The following is a 21,643-nucleotide window of genomic DNA, read 5'->3' on the forward strand; positions in this document are numbered from 1 at the left end:
TTCTCCTATTTTTGATCTTCGTTTGACGTCACTACTTCAATAGTGGTGCTTGATTCTTTTACCCTCACTTCAGTTTCAGCCTGATGAGATAGTTTATCGAGAATGTTGGGGATCATTTTTTCGGAAAAGCCAGCGATAAACGCCCACAATAGGGCTTTGGCTGCATCTATAGTGTGTTGCGGTTGAATTTGGAAAACACTTTTGAGTCCGTTGTACTCATGCTCCTTGTTTACAAATTCCGGAAACAATGGCCCGCTAAGCATGTCGGTAATAAAAAAGGCGTAACAAATCCAACCAAGTAATCCGGCAATAATCGGAGAAATATATATTTGTAGAATCGCGTTTGCCTCGACTCTAGCTGAGACCACGCCCTTTAAGCGAAAGTAGGTACTTATTATGCCCCCGCCCGCCCCGGTAATAAAAATCGCCATGGTTAACGGGAACTCCACTTCACCATTTGCTGGTGCCCATAATGAAACGGCTAACAGCACGAAGATAATGAGTGGTGGCATAAAAGCATGGAAGAATACGTTTCTTGAAATGCGAAAAGCGTTCGGTTTAAGCATTGTTATTTCAACTTAATCGATTAACCCTTCTAGTAATAGCGAATAAACCCCAATCTGACCAGTTACCACGCTAATCGCTGTTTCGTAACCCGCTAGAGCAATACCTTCAAGTGCCAGTGTTTTGGTAACTTGATGTATCGCTATACGTTTCCCATTTTGCAAAGGTGAGCATCAGCGCCACCATTTCACCTGTATTGACAGTGGTCTCATTAGCAAACAACTCTAAATCTTCGTCTGAGTCTTTTCCAAGAGAATGTGAAATCAAATATCAAGCACAATAAAACCGACTTGAGGGTAAAGCTCGTTCTTTTTAGGAACGAAGTGTCGTCGGCCCCATCCACATAGATGACATCGAGAGAGTAGTTCCCTCAAGAGCGCCTTTACCAATTTTTGAGTCATTAATTTTCGTCGCCATACCCTCTGGCTATTCGAGAACGAGGCTTAATGTGTTATTGAAAACTTGAAAAGCAGAAGTCGATATACTAGATTCTGGCTGTCTACGTGTAATAGCTGTCGCGTAATATTTTTATGGATGAAAGGGACAGCAACGTGAATTCCTCAACATCAACACTCCCACTTTCGTACTTCTCTGCTTTTAGTGGGGTGCATTCAAATGCTTGAACTTCTAGGCATCATTATCGCTTTTGCCTCAATCATGCTGACACTGAGTTTACTCGTGACCACTACTTTGACAGCCTTAAATACCGGCGATGTCGTTAAATATTGGATTATGAAACAAGGTATGAGGAAGCTAGCCGACTGCATCGCAAAAGAAACAACTCAGGATGACGAAATCCAGAACAGAATAAAATCGTCTATCGATAGTGTTATTGGTAAAGGCATCGCCCGTTCACGCAATGCGTACACATCTTTTGATGAGCTGTTAAACGCATATCAACAAGCTAACAATAAATCAAATCTCCTTCCCGATAATGTTGAATTAGATAAGGATAAACTGGCGCGCTGGTTTTCGCTAGTAGAAGATGAAACGCGAGGAAGATATAAGGGCTATAGCGACGTTATGTCGATTCTTATTGCTTCTGTGTTTGTCATTGTACTTCAACTTGACGCCATCACACTTATTAAAGATCTTAGTGATCAGATGAGACAGAATTCTGTTTTTAATTTATCGGAAGAACACACCAAGCCTGGGCAGGCCACTAATTTACTTGTCAGCGAGTGCAATATTCCCAATGCAAACATCGCTAGATGCCCCGCTCATAATAAACTTTATTTGGAAAACCATATGCCACTTAGGCCTTTTCCCCATAACTGGTCTTGGAATGACTATCGGAGTCATTTGGGGGGGTTATTGCTCAGTACCATACTCATAAGTTTAGGGGCTCCATTTTGGTTTAACACCTTGAAAAACATCTTGGGGCTAAAAGATGCTGTCGCCATGAGATACGAGACAAAAAAGAATAGAAAGTGAATTCACGGAATAAAGCAAGGGATTATAATGAGCGGAAAATCAAACAACACTATAAATCAGTTTATGCAAGACATTTACGGGCCAGACAATAGTAGAAAGGCTGATGCCAAGTCGAAAGTTAACTGGTTTTCCTGGCCCCCGGATATTTTCTGTATTACATCCATATTATTTGATACCTCAGGTTGGTATCGACTCGTTGTTGAGAGTCCACCGGTATTTCTAACAAAAATTCACAAGTATGAAATTTCATGCTGGTTAACTAACCCTGAATGGACAGAGGAAATTCAGGAATACGCCAATGCGTGGCGGCTTTGGCTGCACATGGTACAACTAAAAAAAATCAATAAGTTAAAAAAGATAGATATATTGGAGTGCGACCCAACGGAGATTAGTAACCAAAGGCTTACGGCAACCATAAAATCTATAGAAAAATCGACACCTAATTCAATTAAGCACGTTAAGTCTAAAAGTTTTAGACGCTTATTGGAGAAGTTTCATCGTTTTTGGGAAGGAACTAAAGCCAGATATCTTGATGAATTGGTAGAGGATGACAGTCTCTTTTACGACACACGAAAAAGTGATGAACTAAATAAAAAAGATAAAAAATACGTCGAATTTATAGTCGACGTGATAGAAATGCATGCCATCGCAGATTTAGTTTCCGTTAATTTGGGTGTTGTCCGCCCCAGTGAAGCACAACGCGGTGTCTTGGAACTTGAAGCCAATACCATGCTTCTGTCGAAAGGAACTCTATCACGTATTTCTAAAGCTCACGGTATCGTACTACCTAAACTTCGCACACCTAAAGTAGGTTTGTCCCTTAGGTCCATGTCACACAACCTCTCTTTCATCAAGTCAGAAGTTGAAGTTGTATGGCGAACTCTCCCCTGGATGAATCTCGATGAAAACACGTTAAATATCGTCATTATTCCCAAACCTAATGAAATAAGTAAAAGCTGGTTTAAACCTATCACTCCGCGTTTTAGGGCTTCTTTCGACAGTGCTAGATACTTTAGCTTTGAGCCGCAAGAGGCCGTTGAAAATCGGGATGCTGCATTCGTGCGAGAGGTTCAGAGAATTATCGAGTCTAGTCGCAAGCACTGCAGACGTGTGCATATGCTGGTTCTGCCTGAACTCGCTATTTCTGAAGCGGAATTGAATCACTTGAAGGAATACTTATTCCTCAATTCATCAAACGATCAAATTCCATTGGTTATGGCCGGCGTCAGATCCTCACGCAGTAGTGTTGAGGATGACGATAATGGCGATACTCGATGTGCTAAGACAGTGAGCAACAGAGTAGTATTGAGTGCATATTTTGCTGGAAGATGGTACGACCTATATCAGGACAAGCACCACCGCTGGAGGTTAGATTCAAGCCAGATAGAAAATTATGGGCTTTCTGGTTTTTTGCCAGGGGGGGGAAGTTGGTGGGAGAACTCATCAATTCCTAAACGAAAAATAGCGTTTCTCAGTGCCACGGGATGGTTCACATTATGCCCTTTGATCTGCGAGGATTTAGCAAGAGTCGAGCCGGTATCTAGAGTCATTCGAGGAGTAGGTCCAAACCTTGTGGTTGCAGCTTTGTTAGATGGCCCTCAAATGAAAGAGAGGTGGCCAGCCCGCTACGCTACTGTTTTAGCAGAAGATCCAGGGTCATCGGTACTCACGGTAACTGCGTTAGGAATGTGTAAGCTATCTCAGCCGAAAGGAAAGTCATTTAAACCCATTATTGCACTTTGGAAAGATCAAGCCGGCTCGTTTGAAGAAATATCAATAGAAGAAGGTTCCGCTGCAGTAATGCTAACAATAGAGGGAACAAAAGATACAGAATATACTGCTCATGGGATAGGGGATAATGCCGCCGCTGGTGTACTCGCTTTGCGTAACGTACATCAAATTAAACTACCAGTAGAAGATGAGTCGGAAAAAAAAGAAGAAGTCAGATACTCAGAACACAGTCCCTGTATTAAATATCTCGAAGCCTTTATAAACGATGACGCAGACTCCCGTGAAAATAACTTGAAAGAACTGTCGATGTTTACCTATTTGATTAATTTTTTTCTTTTCACCTCCACTGAACTCGTTTCTAGCCAAACAATTGATGACGGAAAAAGTCCTTTGGACAAGGAAGCTGCAAATGAAGAACCAGATAATGGCAGTCTGTCGAGCAGTATTATTCTCTACCTCTTCTATAAAGTTTGCTGTCTTACCCGAGAAGCAAAACACACTAACAAAACGGATAGGAAAAAGACAACTAGAGAAATTAAAGAAAAGATCCAGCAACTTGCCAATGAATCCAAAACAAAGGAGCCGGGCCAAAACATTTTACCCTTACTTTTTGTTTGCTGCTTAGTTTGTGATTTTTTTGATATAGCGAGTTTAGAACGTGATGCTTTCCTGCAGTTTAAGAAAAGTGACAATGAGCCTGAATTCGAAAATGTTAAGCAAAGAACAACACTTAAAATATCTTACCTTGAAAAACTAAAAGACACCGTAAAGGGCTTTATTCCAGAAAATTATAGACCGCTCAAATATACTGAGTTGAAAGAAGGCATAAACGGGATGCTACTCAGTAGTGCTGTAGTAGATGAGCTTGAGAAACTGGGACATATGTGGGTGGTGAGATATGCCCAATCGGTTTCATTGGGCATTTTATGGGGAATTTACCTTCACCTTTCGACTACAACTAACATTAGTGCAAACGACACCAAAGCAAATGCACTTATGGAAGAAATTGAAACCTTATTTGCGTTCACTGATAAACCCTTTGATGTTAACGGACAACCTGATATTTAAGAAGGGAGAAACCTGTGCCGAGCTGAACGACCAGACATGGATGTCTGAGCTGGGGGAACTTCATCAGGAACGTGTTAACTCTGTACTCAATAAATCCAAGAATCCAAATTTCAGACACAAAAAAACCGACTTGAGGGTGAAGCTCGTCTTCTTAGGAACGAAGTTCCGCCGAGTTGAACGACACCGCATGGATGCGGTGGCTGGGGGAATTTCATCAGGGATGTGTTAACGCTGTACTCAATACATCCAACAATCCAATAAACCAAATCTCAGATACACTTAAACCAACTACAAAGTTGGTTTAAGTGTTTGGTACCAGTGGGCGGGCTTGATGGGACCGACCTTCGGCCGACGCGCGTGCGTGGCGACTTCGTGAATTTCAGACACAAAAAAACCGACTTGAGGGTGAAGCTCGTATTTTTAGGAACGAAGTTCCGCCGAGCTGAACGACACCGCATGGATGCGGTGGCTGGGGGAATTTCATCAAGGATGTGTTAACTCTGTACTCAATACATCCAAGAACCCAAATCCCAGACACAAAAAAACCGACTTGAAGTCGGCTTGTGTATCTCTTTGTGTAGACAACAAAGAGATGGTACCAGTGGGCGGACTCGAACCGCCACGCTTATTCAGCAACGGATTTTGAATCCGTCATGTCTACCAATTCCATCACACTGGCAAAGGTGCTTTCAGGTTGCCTGCAACCTTTAAGAGCGCCGCATTATAGCGATTTACCTGACGCGCGCAAGTGATTTTTTGCCTTGCTGTTTTAATTGCTCAACTTATCATCAACTTTACCATTTTTGCTATCGTCCCTACCCTAACCCTCATTAACTATGCGAAACTATGAGTAAGTAACTATTGCCATAAAACGCTTACTTTTTTGTATGCTGAATTTCGCTTCACCTGAGAGAACGCCCTTTTGACTTCTGAGCATTATTACCGCGCTGGTTTTTTTCGTCGCTTAGCCGCGATTATTTACGATATTTTGGTCGCTGTTGCTGTGGGTATGTGCGCCGCTATGGTGATGTTGGTGGCTATGTTGTTATTGGTTGAAAACAACGTGCTGAACAACCACGGCTACGAGCATTTCAGTGATTTGATTCAGCATGCGCCTGTTTATCAATACGTATTACAAGGTTGGGTTGGTGCTTGGATTATCGCGTTCTTTTTATGGTTTTGGCGCAACGGCGGCCAAACGATTGGTATGCGCGCTTGGCGTCTGCGTATCGTGAGCACGAATGAAAACCCGTTAACGTATCCCCGCGCATTTTTACGCATGGTGACGTCATTCTTAGGTTTGGGTACCTTGTTGGTATTACTGGATTATAAGCATAAGCAATCGCTGCAAGATCGCATTGCGGGTACCGAAGTGATTTGCCTAACGAAAGAGGCCAACCACCATCGCAGTTGGCGTAATTTGAATTAATTGCTTTGCAATACTGTCTGAAAGCGCCTCTAGCGGCGCAAAAGATGTATCGATATACCGGTGAATACCACACTTGGCAAAATAGCACCGATAAAAGGCGGTATGTGGTACACAGTACTTAATGAACCGAACACTTCATTACTGACGAAAAAGCCAAATCCCGTCAGCACCCCCATTATCACTCGGGCCCCCATGGTCACACTGCGCAGTGGCCCAAAAATAAACGACAAGGCCATCAATAACATGACACCAACCGAAATCGGTTGCAGCACTTTACGCCATAATGCCAAACGGTATCGCTCAGAGTTTTGGCTGTTGTTCTCTAAGTAATTCACATAATCAATCAACCCACGGATGGACAGTGCTTCAGGCTTCACTGTGACCACACCTAATTTATCTGGCGTTAATGACGAAGCCCATGCCCCGTCAGCCGCGTCTTGTACTTGAATGCGGTTATCGGAAAACTCAGTAGATTGAACATGGCTCAACTCCCATGTTTTGTCTTGATACGTAGCGCTTTCTGCGGTGGTAATTTGGCGCAAATACAATTCGTTATCGAACTCGTAAATACTCACATCCCGCAGAGTATCTTTATCAACCACTTCGCCGATACTCACGAAGTTATCACCGTCTTTAGCCCACACTAATCTGTCAGATGAGAACAAACTACCGCCCGATATTGCTTGGGTGCGAATTTCTTTGGCTTTGGTCTCACTGACCGGGGCAACCCACTCGCCAATGACCATTACAAATAACACCATTAAAATGGCCGACTTCATGGCGGATATAATAATGTTCCAGCGACTTTGCCCCGCCGATTGCATCACTACCAATTCACTGTTGCTGGCTAGAATACCCATGCCAATTAAGCCACCAATCAAAGTAGCCATAGGGAAAAACTGCTCAAGCTCACGGGGTAAACTTAAGAAGACGTAAACAGCGGCAACAGTCATATCGTAACTGCCTCTGCCAACGCTTTTCATCTGTTCGATGAATTTGATTAATGCGCTTAGGCCAACCAATACACCTAAGCTCATGGCTGTGGTGCTGAGTAGCGTACGAGCAATGTACCAGTCGAGGATTTTAATCATGCTTTGTTCCCCCGCAATCGTGCTCGTATTCGCACGCCCACTGGCCGCCCTTTAAAGATCAGCGTCATGCCAATGATGCCTATGACAGCGTGCACCCACCATAAACCAAGCATCGGCGGTATTTTGCCATCTTCGAGCACTTTACGCCCGGCAAGCAACAATAAGAAGTAACCAAGATACAGCATGAGTGCTGGGAACATTTTACCAAAGCGCCCTTGTCGCGGGTCAGCAGCACTTAAGGGCACAGCAATAATCACCAAGAAAAATAAGGATAATGGAATAGCAAAACGCCACTGCAATTCGGCTATAGCATCGATGGATGAGTCTTCAAACAATTGCATGGTGGTGTATGCGGATAATTTACGCCGTTTTTGCTCTGCTTCTTGCTCTGCAATTTGAATTTGATACTCACCAAATTCGACCACGCGGTAGTCCTTTTCACCGAGCGTACCTTCGTACTGAATACCATCGCCAAGCACTAGCGTTTCAGACCCATCAGGCAGTTCACGCAAGCCGCCTTGTTTGGCGTAAACCAAGTGTACATTTTGGCTATCGGTGGTGGTGTCGTGTTGTGCCATAAACACACGTTTGAGCGGTTCACTGTCGTTACCGATTTCATGTACAAAAATCACTGCTTTTTCATTGGCGGTTTGTTGAAAACGCCCAGGAATTAATGTGGTTAAACCTGTATCTGCACCCGCTTGTTCTTCAAGTTGATATTCTCGCTCTACTGACAGGGGCGCTAACCATAATGTCATGGCTCCTGTTATCAACGCCATGATCACAGCAAGCACTAGCATAACGCGAGTCACGTACCATTCACTGATACCGCACGCCCGCATCACAGTCATTTCGCTTTCTACGTACAAGCGGCCATGAGCAAGCATGATCCCCAAAAATAAGCTCAGAGGTAAAATAAGCGAGGCCAATACTGGCATACTCAAGGCTAAAAAACCCAGAACTAGGCTAGCAGGAATGTCACCGTTTGAGGCTTCAGAGAGCACCCTAACAAATTTATTGGTAATAAAAATGGCCATCAAAACCAGAAAAACGGCAGTTTGGGATTTGACGGTTTCTTTAACTAAATAACGAAATATCAGCACGCAATATCCAACACAAAAGTGGTAATTTTAGTGGCAAGCTACAAAATTTTAAGTAAACTTAACGTTTTCACACGTTTCATTTGCAATGTGTGCCATTTTAAAGCGCTTGCCCGCACGTAATCTACAGATTATGTCTGGCTTGAGCTCTTCTTGCAATTGCAATGAAACGCTGTTTATAAAGATAACGCCGTAGCGCTTTGCACAACATCACAATAACAAATTCAAAAAGCTCAGTGTTACAACCAGTATGTAATGACAGATTAACAGTTTCGTGACGAGGATGCCCCGTGGAATTTAGTGTAAAAAGTGGAAGCCCAGAAAAACAACGTAGTGCCTGTATCGTAGTCGGTGTATTTGAACCACGCCGCTTAACCTCAGTGGCCGAACAATTAGACGAAATCAGTGGTGGCTACCTTAGCAACCTATTGCGCCGTGGAGATCTGGAAGGCAAACCGGGCCAAATGTTATTGTTACACCATGTACCTAACGTACTGAGCGAGCGTGTATTGTTGGTCGGTTGTGGTAAAGAGCGCGAGTTAGACGAACGCCAATACAAGCAAATCATCTCTAAAACCATTAAAACCTTAAATGAAACGGGTTCAATGGAAGCCGTATGTTTCTTATCAGAGCTTCACGTTAAAGGCCGTGATACCTACTGGCGTGTACGCCAAGCGGTTGAAGCGACGCAAGACTCTTTGTACACCTTCTTGCAGTTGAAAACCAAAAAAGGCGAGCCGCGCAGACCATTACGTAAAATGGTGTTTAATGTACCGACACGCCGCGAGCTGACTATTGGCGAGCGCGCAGTTGAACACGGTTTGGCCGTATCATTGGGTAGCAAGACCACCCGTGACGTAGCCAACATGCCACCCAACATCTGTAACCCTATGTACCTTTTCGAGCAAGCCAAAGCCCTTGAAGCTGAGTATGAAAATTTGCACGTTGATTCTGTCAACGAAAAGCAAATGGATGCCCTAGGCATGCACTCTTACCTTGCGGTAGGGCGTGGCTCAGTGAATGAATCCATTATGACCATCATGGAGCATAAAGGCGGCCCTGCTGATCAAGCCCCTATTGTGCTCGTCGGTAAAGGTTTGACCTTTGACTCAGGTGGTATTTCTATCAAGCCAGGCGAAGCCATGGACGAAATGAAATACGACATGGGCGGCGCAGCGGGTGTTTTAGGTGCCATGCATACCATCAGCGCACTTAACTTGCCGATAAACGTCGTAGGCATATTAGCTGGCTGTGAAAACATGCCTGATGCCAACGCGTATCGTCCTGGTGACATTTTAACCACCATGTCAGGTCAAACCGTTGAAGTGCTAAATACGGATGCCGAGGGCCGCTTGGTACTGTGCGATGCATTAACTTACGTTGAACGCTTCGACCCAGAATTGGTTATCGATGTAGCCACCTTAACCGGTGCCTGCGTTATCGCTCTTGGTCACCACGCAACGGGTGTATTCAGTAATCATAACCCTCTTGCTCATGAGTTAGTAAATGCATCAGAGCAAAGTGGCGACAAAGCATGGCGCATGCCGTTATGGGATGAATACCAAGATCAACTAGAAAGCCCATTCGCCGATATGACTAACTTAGGCGGTCGCCCAGCGGGTTCAATTACCGCTGCTTGTTTCTTGTCGCGCTTCACGCGTAAGTACAACTGGGCACACATGGACATCGCTGGAACAGCTTGGGTTGGCGGTAAAGAAAAAGGCTCTACTGGTCGCCCTGTGCCTATGCTATCTCAGTTCTTAATGAACCGAGCAGGCATTGAGTCTGAAGATTAGTCAGCCAATAATAAACGGATAACCTGATGTCAAAGGTCACGTTTTACCTGCTTGAACAAGAAGCAGAAGCAACCAGTCAACAGCCAGCGCACCTTGCGCTGGCTTGTCAATTGGCGGCCCAGTGTTTTAGCAATAAACAGCGCTGTGTGGTGATGTGCCAAAGTCAGGCACAAGCAGAACAATTCGACGAGCTGTTATGGCAACTGCCTAATGATCGTTTTGTGCCCCACAACCTCACTGGCGAAGGCCCACAAGCGGGCACACCTGTTGAAATTTGCTGGCAACGCCCAAGCCAATTTAATAAGCCGGTACTGATCAACTTAGCTGACAACATGCCTGATTTTCATGGCAAATTCAGTCGAATTTATGATTTTGTACCCGCCGCAGATGCGCTAAAGCAGCAAGCTCGTGAGCGCTATAAGCATTATCGCGCCGCCGGCCACCAACTAGATACGTTACCCAGCACTGAGTTACTCAACTCACTCGCTGGTCATTAGTCATCGCAATAACGAGACCCAACACAATGGATAAAACATTTAGCCCACAAAACCTTGAACAGCAATGCTACCAAGCGTGGGAAGATAAAGGCTATTTTAAAGCCAGCGGCGAAGGCCAACCTTACTGCATATTACTACCGCCCCCCAACGTGACTGGCAGCTTACACATGGGCCATGGTTTTCAACAAACCATCATGGATACGCTAACTCGTTATCACCGTATGAAGGGTGACAATACCTTATGGCAATGTGGTACCGACCACGCGGGTATCGCTACGCAGATGGTGGTGGAACGTCAGCTAAACGCCCAAGGTAAAACTCGTCACGACTTAGGTCGTGAAGCGTTCGTTGAAAAAATTTGGGACTGGAAGAAAGAATCCGGTGGCAACATAACCCAACAGATGCGTCGCTTAGGTACGTCACCCGATTGGGATCGTGAAGTCTTCACCATGGATGACGACTTGTCGGAAGCTGTGAACGAAGTATTTGTTCGCTTGCACGAAGAAGGCCTGATTTACCGCGGCAAACGCTTAGTCAACTGGGATCCGGTATTGCACACTGCGGTATCAGATTTAGAAGTACTCAGCGAAGAAGAAAATGGCTTCATGTGGCACATGCGCTACCCATTGGCCGATGGCACAGGTGAGCTGATTGTCGCCACCACACGCCCCGAAACCATGCTGGGTGACACAGCCGTTGCGGTTCACCCTGATGATGAGCGTTACCAAGGCTTTATCGGTAAGCAAATCAAGCTGCCGATTACAGGCCGTCTTATTCCGATCATCGCAGATGACTACGTTGAGCAAGACTTCGGTACTGGCTGCGTAAAAATTACCCCTGCCCATGATTTCAACGATTACGACATGGGCAAACGTCATAACCTAGAGATGATCAACATTCTCACCGATGACGCCAAAATTAACGATGTTGCCCCAGAGCAATACCGTGGCCTTGACCGCTTTGATGCACGTAAGCAAATCGTCGCTGATTTAGACGCCGCAGGCGTATTGGTTAAGATTGAAGACCACAAATTAAAAGTGCCCCGAGGCGATCGCTCTGGCTCGGTTATCGAACCTTATTTAACCGATCAGTGGTATGTGGCAGTTCAAGAGCTAGCGAAACCCGCAATTGATGCCGTGAAAAGTGGTGAGATTAAATTCGTTCCTGAAAACTGGGACAAAACCTATTACCAGTGGATGAACAACATTCAAGACTGGTGTATTTCACGCCAACTTTGGTGGGGTCATCGCATACCTGCTTGGTATGACGAAAATGGCAAAATCTACGTTGGCCGCACTGAAGCTGAAGTACGCGAAAAGAACGGCCTTGAAGCCAGCGTCACATTGCGCCAAGACGAAGACGTGTTAGATACGTGGTTCTCTTCTGCCCTATGGCCATTTGCCACTATGGGCTGGCCAAAGAAAACCCCAGAGCTTGATACTTTTGTACCTAGCGCCGTATTGGTTACCGGTTTCGATATTATTTTCTTCTGGGTAGCCAGAATGATCATGATGACCAAGAAATTCACTGGGCAAATTCCGTTTAAAGAAATTTATATCACCGGGCTTATCCGCGACGAGCAAGGCGATAAAATGTCTAAATCGAAAGGCAATGTTATCGACCCTATCGATTTGATTGACGGTATCAGTATTGATGACTTAGTCGCCAAGCGCACCTCAGGCATGATGCAACCTAAACTAGCCGCTAAAATCGAAAAGAATACCCGCAAGAGCTACCCAGAAGGCTTTGCTGCTTATGGCACCGATGCATTGCGCTTTACGTTTGCTGCGATGGCGTCTACCAGTCGCGACATCAGCTTTGATGTGAAGCGAGTTGAAGGCTATCGCAACTTCTGTAACAAGTTATGGAACGCATCGCGTTTTGTGATGATGAACGCTGAAGACCAAGACACTGGCGCAAATGGCGGCGACATGGAGCTTAGCCTAGCAGATAAGTGGATTTTGGCGCGCTTCCAGCAAACCTTAAAGGACTTTGAAGATGCCTTAACGGGTTATCGTTTCGATATTGCAGCGAACTTGGTGTACGAGTTCACTTGGAATCAATTCTGTGATTGGTACTTAGAGCTATCGAAGCCGGTACTTAACTCTGAAGTGAGCACTGACGCGCAAAAACGCGGTACCCGCCATACATTGGTCAATGTACTTGAAAGCATTTTGCGTTTAGCGCATCCGATTATGCCGTTTATCACAGAAGAGATATGGCAGAGGTTGGCGCCGCTATGTGGCATTCAAGCCGACAGCATCATGACTCAGCCATTCCCAGCGCAAAGCGAAGCGCTGCGCGACGAAGACACACTAGCCGAAATGGAGTGGATCAAAAGCGTGATTGTGGGCATTCGTAATATTCGCGGCGAAATGGATATCTCACCTAATAAACCGTTAAATGTGTTGCTTCGTAACGCCAGTGCTCAAGATTGGCAACGTTTGCAAAGCAGCCGTGAGTTTTTAGGGGCGCTAGCCAAACTTGAAAGCGTTGAATTGTTGCAGCCAGAAGAGGAAGCCCCTGCCAGTGCTACCGCGCTAGTAGGTGAGATGGAGATTCTTATTCCTATGGCTGGACTAATAGATAAAGACGCAGAACTGGCCCGGATTAACCGTGCGTTAGCAAAAATTGAAGCTGACTTTGGCCGTACTCAAGGTAAATTGAGCAACGAAAAATTCGTTAGCAATGCACCACCTGCGGTCATTGATAAAGAAAAAGCCAAGCTTGATGACTTCACCATGCAAATGACGAAGTTGAAAGAGCAGAAACAAACCATTGAAAATTTGTAAGTAGTCCCCCCTGCGCAGGCCTACTTGCCTGCGCAGTTTATTGCCATCGATATCTATACGAACAGTACACGTCATTTAACTCGCACACCTTGTAAAATCAGTGCGGGTGAATTTGTCGCCAAGCCTGGTGTGAAAAGTGCAGTGTGAAAAGTACGGTGTGAAAAGCCTCTTGTAACAAAAATTAATTAAGAAAAGAGATTTACGACAATAAACGAAAACAATTGGTATAAATTAGACTAATAGCTGACTATTGAATAACGTCAATATGTAATACTTGCTTGATACATTTCAGCTAGTTACACGCTTTTTTGATCTAGGGGACTGCAACATCAATCGGATACAATTTGTACTTTTGTGCATCAGCATGCTGACGTGTTTTTCTTATAAAGTCACCGCTGACGTGCCTAAAAGTGAGAATGTGACAATCATCTACGCATCTGACATGCCGGTTATAGGCTTAAAACATGTCGGAGGTTATCCTGAGCTCTCTAGCGCGCTGCAATCGTATCGCAATCAAAAAGATACCAGCACGTTTTTTTTATTCGGTGGCAACAGTCTGGCGCCTAGTCCGCTTTCATCCCTAGACCGCGGCACACATATCATTGATATTCTTAATAGCCTAGAGCCCGATGTAATGTCTGTCACTAAGCGTGAATTTAGCTATTTTGAAGACGAATTGTCATTACGCTCCTACGAGGCGGCTTTTCCGCTGATATCCAGTAATGTTTATGACAAACGCAGTAAAGCCAATGTAGACGGACTACTCGATTACGTCATAGTCGAGCAAAAAGGGGTAAAGCTCGGCGTTATTTCTGTGCTAGATGATAGCGCTATCACTGACTATTTATTAAAGCAGATTGTCATTCGCGACCCACAGCAAATCATTACTGAAACATCCAGAACGTTGCGAGAAAAAGGCGCTGACATTGTCATCTTAATGTATTCCTACAGCTTTGCGTTTATAGATCAGCTATTGAACAAGCAGATTATCGACATATCAGTAACAACAACACCTGAGTCCACGATCATACCTGATGAAGTATTACCTCAACATCCTCACGCCGTTGTGTTGAATTACCTGAATCACTTAGCTGAAATAAACTTAAATGTGCATACCGGCAAAAAACCTAAGCTCGACATAAGCTGGGTTAGCAAAAACCTATCGGAATTTTCCAAAGAGCCCATAGTTGCTGGGCAAGTAAAAGGCTATACATCTCGCTTAAATCGCCTACTCGATCAACCCATCGCTAACGTTACACAAGCTTTTCAAACCAAAAGGATCAGCGTACGTACCGAAGAGAATGCCTTTGCTAACGCCGTGGCTGATGCATTGAAATCATTCGCCAATGCCGATATGGCACTGCTTAACGGTGGCATCATTCGCGGAAATCGCTCATACACCAAGGGGCAACAACTCACACGCCGTGAAATCGCTGAAGAATTGCCCTTTCGCAGCAAATTGGCTGTATTAACAGTGACGGGTTTGCAGTTAAGAGCTGCGATTGAAAATGGGTTAAGTGAGATTGAAAATGTGCGTGGCCGTTTTCCGCAGATTTCAGGTATCGAGGTTAAATACGATTCACATCAAAAAGCGGGGGAACGGGTTGTGTCTATCACGCTTGATGGTAAAGCGATTGTGCCAACCCGAGCCTACAAATTAGCCACCACAGACTACATGGCACAGGGCGGGGATGGCTATCAAGTACTCAGTGCTTGCCCTCAGATTACGCTGGGATATATGGAGCCGCCAATGGTGGTTGACGTGTTTATGGAAAGCATGAGAAACAGCAAAGAGTTAGGACCAAATTTAGATGAGCGACTAGTAGATATTCATGAGTAAACAACTCCCAGCTACCAGCAAACCGGGTAAAACGTTAAAGGCGCGTATACCTCTTAGCAGCGTATTTGCAATAGCGTTTGTTAGTGTGTTCGCCATTTTTATCAGTGTGACTATATTAGCCCATTCACGCCTGAGTGATTTTCGTGAAATCCTCGATAACCTTGCGAATAAATCGTTGCCCAACGTAGTATTTTCAGAGCAAATAAACAATCACATCACTGCCCTTTCAGCCATCAGTGATGGCCTGAGTTATGCCAATTCTGAGGCAGCACTGCGTATTGCTGAACGGAATGTTAATGACAAGATGGAGCAGATTAGAACTGTTGCTGAGCGTCAAGGAGGCACCCAGTACCTTGAGTTTCACTTGAATGCGATTGAAAGTGAAATTCTAGAGTTAAAAACCATCGCGCTACACAGGATTAAGCTTGCCAAGCAACTTGCTGTGCAGCAAAAAGCCTTGTATGCGCTCAATAATAAAGTGGTTAAAATCACTACTGCCCCATCATTGTCGAAGAAGGATATTCAAGGTTTGCAAGATTGGCGTGCCGCATTGTATGAAGCTGTTGCCCTATCTAGCAATGCCGCCAATTTGACTCGGTTGCAAGCTATCCGCCAATCGTCCTTTGCGGCTCACACCATCACTGATACTTTGTATAAAAACGCCAATGCGTTGCCTATTTCCTTGCGCCCTAGATTAGTTAAGATCGTCGATGAATTCACCCATATTGCCCTACATGATCAGGGAATATTTCCGTTACAAATTAACCTGTTGCGCATATCAGGCCGGGTGACCGGGCGCGGCAACTTTGTGCATAGTTTGATCACCGATTACGCACGTCTACTCAACTTTAAGTCTTATCAATTGAGTGATTCCCTTATCACTCAAACAAGCAGAACCTCTAGCCGAATCAAAGAACAAATAGACAATGTGGAGCTGTACGTCATTGGCGCACTCATTTTACTGTTAGTCATTGTATTCTTTATTCAAAATCGCGTGGTTAGACGCTTAGTTCAGCTTAATATGGTGGTTCAAGACAGGGCCAACGGCTTTAGCAATACTACGCATATCTCAGGCAATGATGAAATATCTGACATTGCCGATACCATCGACTATTTTGCCACGACCATCGAGCAGCAAAAGCTCGCCTTACAAGAACTATCACTGTTAGATGGATTAACGGGTATCCCCAATCGCAGAGCGTTAGATGAACGATTAGAGCGTGAACTAAGGCTAGCGAACCGAGAAAAATGGTCCCTGTCGTTACTCATGATTGATGTGGATTATTTCAAACTTTACAATGACAATTATGGTCATGCAGCAGGCGACACAGCTTTGGTGGCGATTGCGCAATTACTCGAAAGGTTCGCCCAACGCAGTGGTGACTTTGCCGCCAGATACGGCGGTGAAGAATTCGTATTTATCTTGCCCAATACAGATAAAGATGGTGCGATAAGAGTTGCCACGGCGCTACTAGAAGCCGTGCGTGATGCAAACCTTGAGCATAAATACAGTCCCAAAGAAGAACATTTGACCATCAGTATCGGCGTGTCAACCTGTCAACCGCAAGATCCGAAAGACGCAGACTATGTTCAACGTTTAGCGGATCACGCACTTTATTCAGCCAAACAAAGTGGCCGCGACCGGATGGTGCATTATTCGGATATTATCACCTCGTAGTATCGCGCAAAAAACGTCGCAAATCATGCGACGTTATAAATTAGTGAGTATTCTTTTTTGCGACTTCCTGGGGAAATTGCTCATCGAACCACATTCGTATCATGTTTTTCTCATAACGTAAGTTCTCAGACGCAAAAAACGGATTGTGGCGATTTTGAAAAGACATGTCTTTCAAGTTTTGCTCACCTTGCTGAATCACAGCGCCATCGGCCCCAAGCAACTCAAAGCTAAACGCAATACGCGGAATATCGATACTTTTAATCAAGCGCACATCGTTTGCCCCACTGCCCATACCCACAAACGAAGCGGGCCAAACCTGCCCTGCTAAATCTAAGTTCGTTACGTTCATCTTCAGGGTCTGGCCTTCAGGCAAGGTTTCAGCGAGCTCTGTAATATATTCGTCTAATTGTTTAAACGTGCGCTCTTTAAAGCGGGTACGCGACTCATTTGAAGGGCGCACATCTGTGTATTTCTCTGGGTCTTGCCACGTCACATCCACTTTAGCCTGGCTGTAGGCCTGCCCAGATAACATTAACGTAACGCCCGATAACAGGACGACAGCTAGATTTTTCATATTCATTCACCTTTTTTTGTGCGAATTTAAGATGCGCTTGAGCCATGTCGCATATCTCATATCGCATTTAATCAAAGTCTACCGCAAACGCGCTGAATACGGCCTGAACACTATTTCACACCTTTATTTAACACCTTTAAGCGACTTATATCGGCTACTCATAAGAACAACTCATGAGAGCGCTCTCTCTAATCTAAGCCTTTAAAAGTAACATGCATTAACAATAACATTAGGGCCAAAAGCGCTATTTCATCTTGGCTTATATTAAATAGACCGTATTGCGGCGAATAAATTCGCAGTACATCAGCCGCGTGCTATCAAAATATTTAGACTTCTGGCTATTGTCCCCATTGCTAGCTTCCAAAGGCAGATAACACGACTTCAATTACCAAATAGCGCTATTGCCTAACCACCGCTCATGTATTAGTGCAGTAGCACGATTTTATAGCCGCTGGGGGATAACGTTGATGCTTGAAGGCTAACAATGTAATTAACGTCTTGATCAATCTCCAGCATTTCACTTCGTGCGAGTAATAACGGGCTATTATTCTCATCGTTATGCACCATCACAATCTCGTACTGACCACTTTTTATAGTTAAGCGCGCAGAGTGTTCAAAGGCTAAATTTTGGGTGCGATATTTCGCCGTACTAATGGTTTCATTTTGGCGTACAAAGAAGACATCAAGGCCATCATAATCTGGGTTCACATTCACCACTTGGATGTCGTGTTCGACACTTTGCGGCAAGTTACTTTCTTCAAACGTCAGTGTGACTAACTGTTGCTCCTCATCTTGGTATATCACGATCGCATTGCTTCTGCCTTGGCTCAGGCTTAGCAAACGATTTGAGAATGCAAGATTATCATCGTCACTGACCTGACCTGACAATTGATAATCACCAAAAGCGATGCCTCGAAAATCACTCAAACCATTGGCAGCCACAGACACTTGTTGCTGATTATCCTGGCCACCCTTTACATCTACGATCACGTCTTTTTCTTCAAGACTATTGTAAATGCGATATTGCGCAGCCTCATCTGTTGAGGTGTATTTATTTACGGAAGAAGAGTTGATGACTAAGTCCATTTCGATATTATTCTTTATCGCTCCAGAGCTGGCACGAATGATCATTGTGTATTCAGTGGCGTAACTAAATGCAATGGCTGAACTTTCAAACACAGGGGTATCTTCACCGGGCAGGGTTAAATACACCTGATATTCTCCCTGGCTAAACGAACTCGTATCTTCGGTTTGCCATGAGTCAAATTGCTCAAGTTCGTCTGTTGACACAGTCGCCAACAAATGTGCATTCGCAAATGAGCTGCCATTCTCACCTAAGTACACATCATAGTCTTGGTCGCTCGTCAGTACTGATGTAGCAAATAATCGAAAACGTTTATCCAGTTCTGTACGTTCAATTTCATAGGTATTAAATATCGCCGCACTGTCTTTTGCGCTAAGCACCACCAGCATTTTATGACCCGTGCTCACTTTTACAGATAACTCTTCTAGGGTATGCGTAACACCATCATTGTCTTTTTCAGTAAAGGTCAAACCAACGTCATTATCTTCAAGTGTGAGTACACTAGTCGCATCACCGTATACGGCAGAGCCGGCGCTACTGCTCTCATCAATACTGAGAAAAACAGAGCCACTTCCCCCAGAGCCGTTGTAAAACTGCAAGTAAGGCTTGTCATATTTTTTGCTGTCTTCTTTATCATCAGAGCCCCCACATGCGCCGAGTTGCCAAGTGAGAATGAAGATGAATAAACCGCGTAAACCAGTACCTAACATGGTGCATTTCCTTGATGTTATGAGCCAATGTCGCCCGTCTTAATTCGGGCCTATCTTGTTGGCTTAATATCCTAATCACACTGCGTGAGGTGTCTCGATCTTAATTGCGAGGATTTGTGAATAATTGTAACCCTGTGGTGAGCTTTACCCGCGGGTTTGCTAGGATGCATCAATAGAAAAGTTCGCAGTTTTTATGAACTTTTGATAATTATCTTATGATCAACGTTGTTTCGAAGTGTGGGTGTAGTAAATGGGTACAAACAGTATAAAAAAGCTAGGCGCAAAGTGCATTTTGCTATGCTTTTTTACCCTCGCAAAATACGCGTACGCAGACTGCAACTCGGCCCAATGCATCGAAACTGAGAAATGGCGAGTGGGAATAGCCCTCGGCGCTGGCGCAAAGACCAATCCACTCGTTGGCGGCGATGCTATCCCTCTCGTGCTCATCCCCGATATAGCCTACTACGGTGATAACGTTTATTTGGATAACGCCGAAGTCGGCTATCAATGGATACAAACCCCGACTTTTGCGCTAGACACCTTTTTCAGCGTTAACACCGAAAAAGCCTTTTTCACCTTTTGGCACCCCAGCAATGTACTTGGTGCTTCTGGTCATTTTTTGAGTAACGCTATTGGGCCGTCAAACGCGTCTCCTTTTGATGATCGCCAAGTCTCAGTCGACGAAGTAAAAAGTCGAAAATGGGCGATAGATGCTGGTATACGCTGGCATAAACGCAGCGCCCACTCCCAGTGGCGCGTCGCGGTCAAAACAGATGCCTCAAACGTGCATCACGGGCATCAATTTGAAATTAGCTACCAACACCATTGGCCGCTAAACGAGTGGCAAGTTAGCTTAGCGCCAACTGTGATTTGGAAGAGCAGCAAATTAGTTGATTACTATTACGGTGTGGATCAGCAAGATAACGTGCTCCGTGATCTTTATTACGACGCTTCAGCGGGTTGGCAACCCAGCTTAGCGCTCAGCGCCAACAAGAAGATAAACCAACAATGGCAATGGCTTATCCGAACCAGTGTGACTTGGCTTCATTCAGGGATGACTAACAGCCCACTAGTAGATAAAAAATACACAAGTACGGTATTTATTGGTCTTGGGTACGTATTCAGATGACGCAGATAGTTTCAACTCATTCGTTGGAGCACGCATAATTTGAGAGTGCTGTTAGCCTGTTTAAGCATAGTTTTAGGGGACAAAGTACACGCTGTAGAGCATGACGTTAACTGGCAAATTCAGCCGATAGTGTGCGTCACTCAGCGCGTTGGCACACAGTGCCAGTTTACGCTCTCAGTTCAGGTACAAAACGAATACCAGCAGGAATACTGTGTGTATGTGGTTAAACTGTCACCACAACGGCTATTTTGCTCCAGCGAAACGGTTGTGCAAAAAGACTTAACCCTGACCATAGATGACAACACACGTTTATTATTAAAAGACGCATTGGGTAAAACCCTTCTTCAACAACCGCTAAGGGTGAAGTCGACCCGGCGCAGTACCCGTTTTCGGGTCAACAATCCTTGGAGCCTTTTCTAATGCCGCACATATTACTTGTTGAGGATGACGCGCGACTCAGCCAGCTTGTGAGTGAATACTTGAATCAACATGATTTCACCGTGACCAGTTTAAGTGACGGCACGGGTTTGCTTGATGAGATTAAACAACATTCGCCAGATTTGGTTGTGCTTGACGTTATGCTACCGGGGGATAACGGCTTTACGTTGTGCAAAAAAATTCGCCCTGAATATCAAGGACCGCTGTTATTTATGACGGCAAAAAATAGCGATTTTGATCATGTACTCGGCCTTGAGATTGGCGCAGATGATTACGTTATGAAACCGGTCGAACCCCGGGTGTTGTTAGCGCGTATTCAGGCGCTGCTGAGGCGAAGTAATACTATTAAAGCCCCGATTGAGAGAGCGACCCAACTGCGTTTTGGTCAGCTAACACTTGATTATCTAGCACGCAAGGTGACCCTTAAAAACGAAGATGTGCCTCTAACCAGTCATGAATTCGATATGCTCTGGAAATTGGCCGCAAATGCGTCTCAGCTAGTGGATCGCAACACGCTGTACCGCGAGCTTATCGGCAGAGAATATGATGGTTTAGACCGCTCTGCGGATGTGCGCATTTCGCGTCTGCGTAAAAAACTGCAGGATGACCCTCGTCACCCCTATCGTATTAAAACCATTTGGGGAAAAGGGTTTTATTTCGTCGCTGACGCGTGGGAATAATCTTTCAG

General features: G+C 44.8%; 17 protein-coding genes and 1 tRNA gene. 11 read left to right on the top strand and 7 right to left on the bottom strand.

What is annotated here, in order from left to right; all coding sequences use genetic code 11:
* Positions 1-5: 5 nt before the first annotated feature.
* Positions 6-566: a hypothetical protein gene (locus AC0VYA_RS17950; protein ID WP_475489180.1), complete on the bottom strand. Its 561-nt coding sequence runs from the start codon at positions 564-566 to the stop codon at positions 6-8.
* A 106-nt stretch (positions 567-672) separates the two neighbouring features.
* The gene (locus AC0VYA_RS17955; protein WP_475489181.1) at positions 673-831 is read right to left on the bottom strand and encodes a hypothetical protein; all 159 of its coding nucleotides are present in this window, start codon (positions 829-831) and stop codon (positions 673-675) included.
* A gap of 348 nt (positions 832-1,179) precedes the next feature.
* On the opposite strand from AC0VYA_RS17955, the gene AC0VYA_RS17960 reads away from it, so the two are divergent.
* Together AC0VYA_RS17960 and AC0VYA_RS17965 are read left to right on the top strand one after the other, a co-directional pair.
* Positions 1,180-1,998 (top strand): hypothetical protein, encoded by an 819-nt coding sequence (locus AC0VYA_RS17960; RefSeq protein WP_475489182.1) that lies wholly within the window; start codon positions 1,180-1,182, stop codon positions 1,996-1,998.
* Positions 1,999-2,025: 27 nt separating this feature from the next.
* Positions 2,026-4,797 (top strand): hypothetical protein, encoded by a 2,772-nt coding sequence (locus AC0VYA_RS17965; protein WP_011576287.1) that lies wholly within the window; start codon positions 2,026-2,028, stop codon positions 4,795-4,797.
* A 593-nt stretch (positions 4,798-5,390) separates the two neighbouring features.
* On the opposite strand, the gene AC0VYA_RS17970 is transcribed toward AC0VYA_RS17965, so the two are convergent.
* Positions 5,391-5,476, bottom strand: a tRNA-Leu gene (locus AC0VYA_RS17970).
* Positions 5,477-5,719: 243 nt separating this feature from the next.
* Between AC0VYA_RS17970 and AC0VYA_RS17975 the strand changes: the two genes are divergently transcribed.
* The gene (locus AC0VYA_RS17975; RefSeq protein ID WP_475489183.1) at positions 5,720-6,226 is read left to right on the top strand and encodes an RDD family protein; all 507 of its coding nucleotides are present in this window, start codon (positions 5,720-5,722) and stop codon (positions 6,224-6,226) included.
* Positions 6,227-6,255: 29 nt separating this feature from the next.
* Here AC0VYA_RS17975 and lptG read toward each other — a convergent pair whose 3' ends face one another.
* Positions 6,256-7,317: an LPS export ABC transporter permease LptG gene (gene lptG, locus AC0VYA_RS17980; protein ID WP_011576289.1), complete on the bottom strand. Its 1,062-nt coding sequence runs from the start codon at positions 7,315-7,317 to the stop codon at positions 6,256-6,258.
* A complete protein-coding gene (gene lptF, locus AC0VYA_RS17985) occupies positions 7,314-8,420 on the bottom strand; it encodes an LPS export ABC transporter permease LptF (protein ID WP_475489184.1) in 1,107 nt (368 codons plus the stop codon). The genes lptG and lptF overlap by 4 nt, the downstream gene beginning before the upstream one ends.
* A 287-nt stretch (positions 8,421-8,707) precedes the next feature.
* Between lptF and pepA the strand changes: the two genes are divergently transcribed.
* The 5 genes from pepA (at position 8,708) to AC0VYA_RS18010 (ending at position 17,020) form a co-directional block, all read left to right on the top strand.
* Entirely contained in the window at positions 8,708-10,213 is a 1,506-nt protein-coding gene (pepA, locus tag AC0VYA_RS17990; RefSeq protein WP_006994216.1) for a leucyl aminopeptidase, read from the top strand.
* Between the two features lie 26 nt (positions 10,214-10,239).
* Entirely contained in the window at positions 10,240-10,710 is a 471-nt protein-coding gene (locus AC0VYA_RS17995; protein WP_011576291.1) for a DNA polymerase III subunit chi, read from the top strand.
* Between the two features lie 26 nt (positions 10,711-10,736).
* Positions 10,737-13,502 (top strand): valine--tRNA ligase, encoded by a 2,766-nt coding sequence (locus tag AC0VYA_RS18000; protein WP_475489185.1) that lies wholly within the window; start codon positions 10,737-10,739, stop codon positions 13,500-13,502.
* Positions 13,503-13,866: 364 nt separating this feature from the next.
* Entirely contained in the window at positions 13,867-15,342 is a 1,476-nt protein-coding gene (locus AC0VYA_RS18005; RefSeq protein WP_475489186.1) for a bifunctional metallophosphatase/5'-nucleotidase, read from the top strand.
* Positions 15,335-17,020, top strand: coding sequence for a diguanylate cyclase (locus AC0VYA_RS18010; protein ID WP_475489187.1), 1,686 nt, complete (start codon positions 15,335-15,337; stop codon positions 17,018-17,020). The genes AC0VYA_RS18005 and AC0VYA_RS18010 overlap by 8 nt, the downstream gene beginning before the upstream one ends.
* Before the next feature lie 40 nt (positions 17,021-17,060).
* Here the strand turns inward: AC0VYA_RS18010 and AC0VYA_RS18015 are convergent, their stop codons facing one another.
* Together AC0VYA_RS18015 and AC0VYA_RS18020 are read right to left on the bottom strand one after the other, a co-directional pair.
* Positions 17,061-17,594, bottom strand: a complete 534-nt coding sequence (locus AC0VYA_RS18015) for a DUF3016 domain-containing protein (protein ID WP_473475980.1) — start codon at positions 17,592-17,594, stop codon at positions 17,061-17,063.
* Between the two features lie 423 nt (positions 17,595-18,017).
* Positions 18,018-19,388, bottom strand: coding sequence for a DUF4397 domain-containing protein (locus AC0VYA_RS18020; RefSeq protein ID WP_475489188.1), 1,371 nt, complete (start codon positions 19,386-19,388; stop codon positions 18,018-18,020).
* Between the two features lie 250 nt (positions 19,389-19,638).
* Between AC0VYA_RS18020 and AC0VYA_RS18025 the strand changes: the two genes are divergently transcribed.
* The 3 genes from AC0VYA_RS18025 to AC0VYA_RS18035 are packed head-to-tail and all read left to right on the top strand — an operon-like array spanning position 19,639 to position 21,635.
* Positions 19,639-20,517 carry a MipA/OmpV family protein gene (locus AC0VYA_RS18025; RefSeq protein ID WP_475489189.1) on the top strand — a complete coding sequence of 293 codons (879 nt, stop codon included), beginning with the start codon at positions 19,639-19,641 and terminating at the stop codon, positions 20,515-20,517.
* 45 nt (positions 20,518-20,562) lie between these two features.
* On the top strand, positions 20,563-20,937 hold the full coding sequence (locus tag AC0VYA_RS18030; RefSeq protein WP_475491092.1) for a DUF3019 domain-containing protein: 375 nt from the start codon (positions 20,563-20,565) through the stop codon (positions 20,935-20,937).
* Positions 20,937-21,635: a response regulator gene (locus AC0VYA_RS18035; RefSeq protein WP_011576299.1), complete on the top strand. Its 699-nt coding sequence runs from the start codon at positions 20,937-20,939 to the stop codon at positions 21,633-21,635. The genes AC0VYA_RS18030 and AC0VYA_RS18035 overlap by 1 nt, the downstream gene beginning before the upstream one ends.
* Positions 21,636-21,643: the final 8 nt, after the last annotated feature.

Source organism: Paraglaciecola sp. QJM3NY_14, from assembly GCF_056173245.1.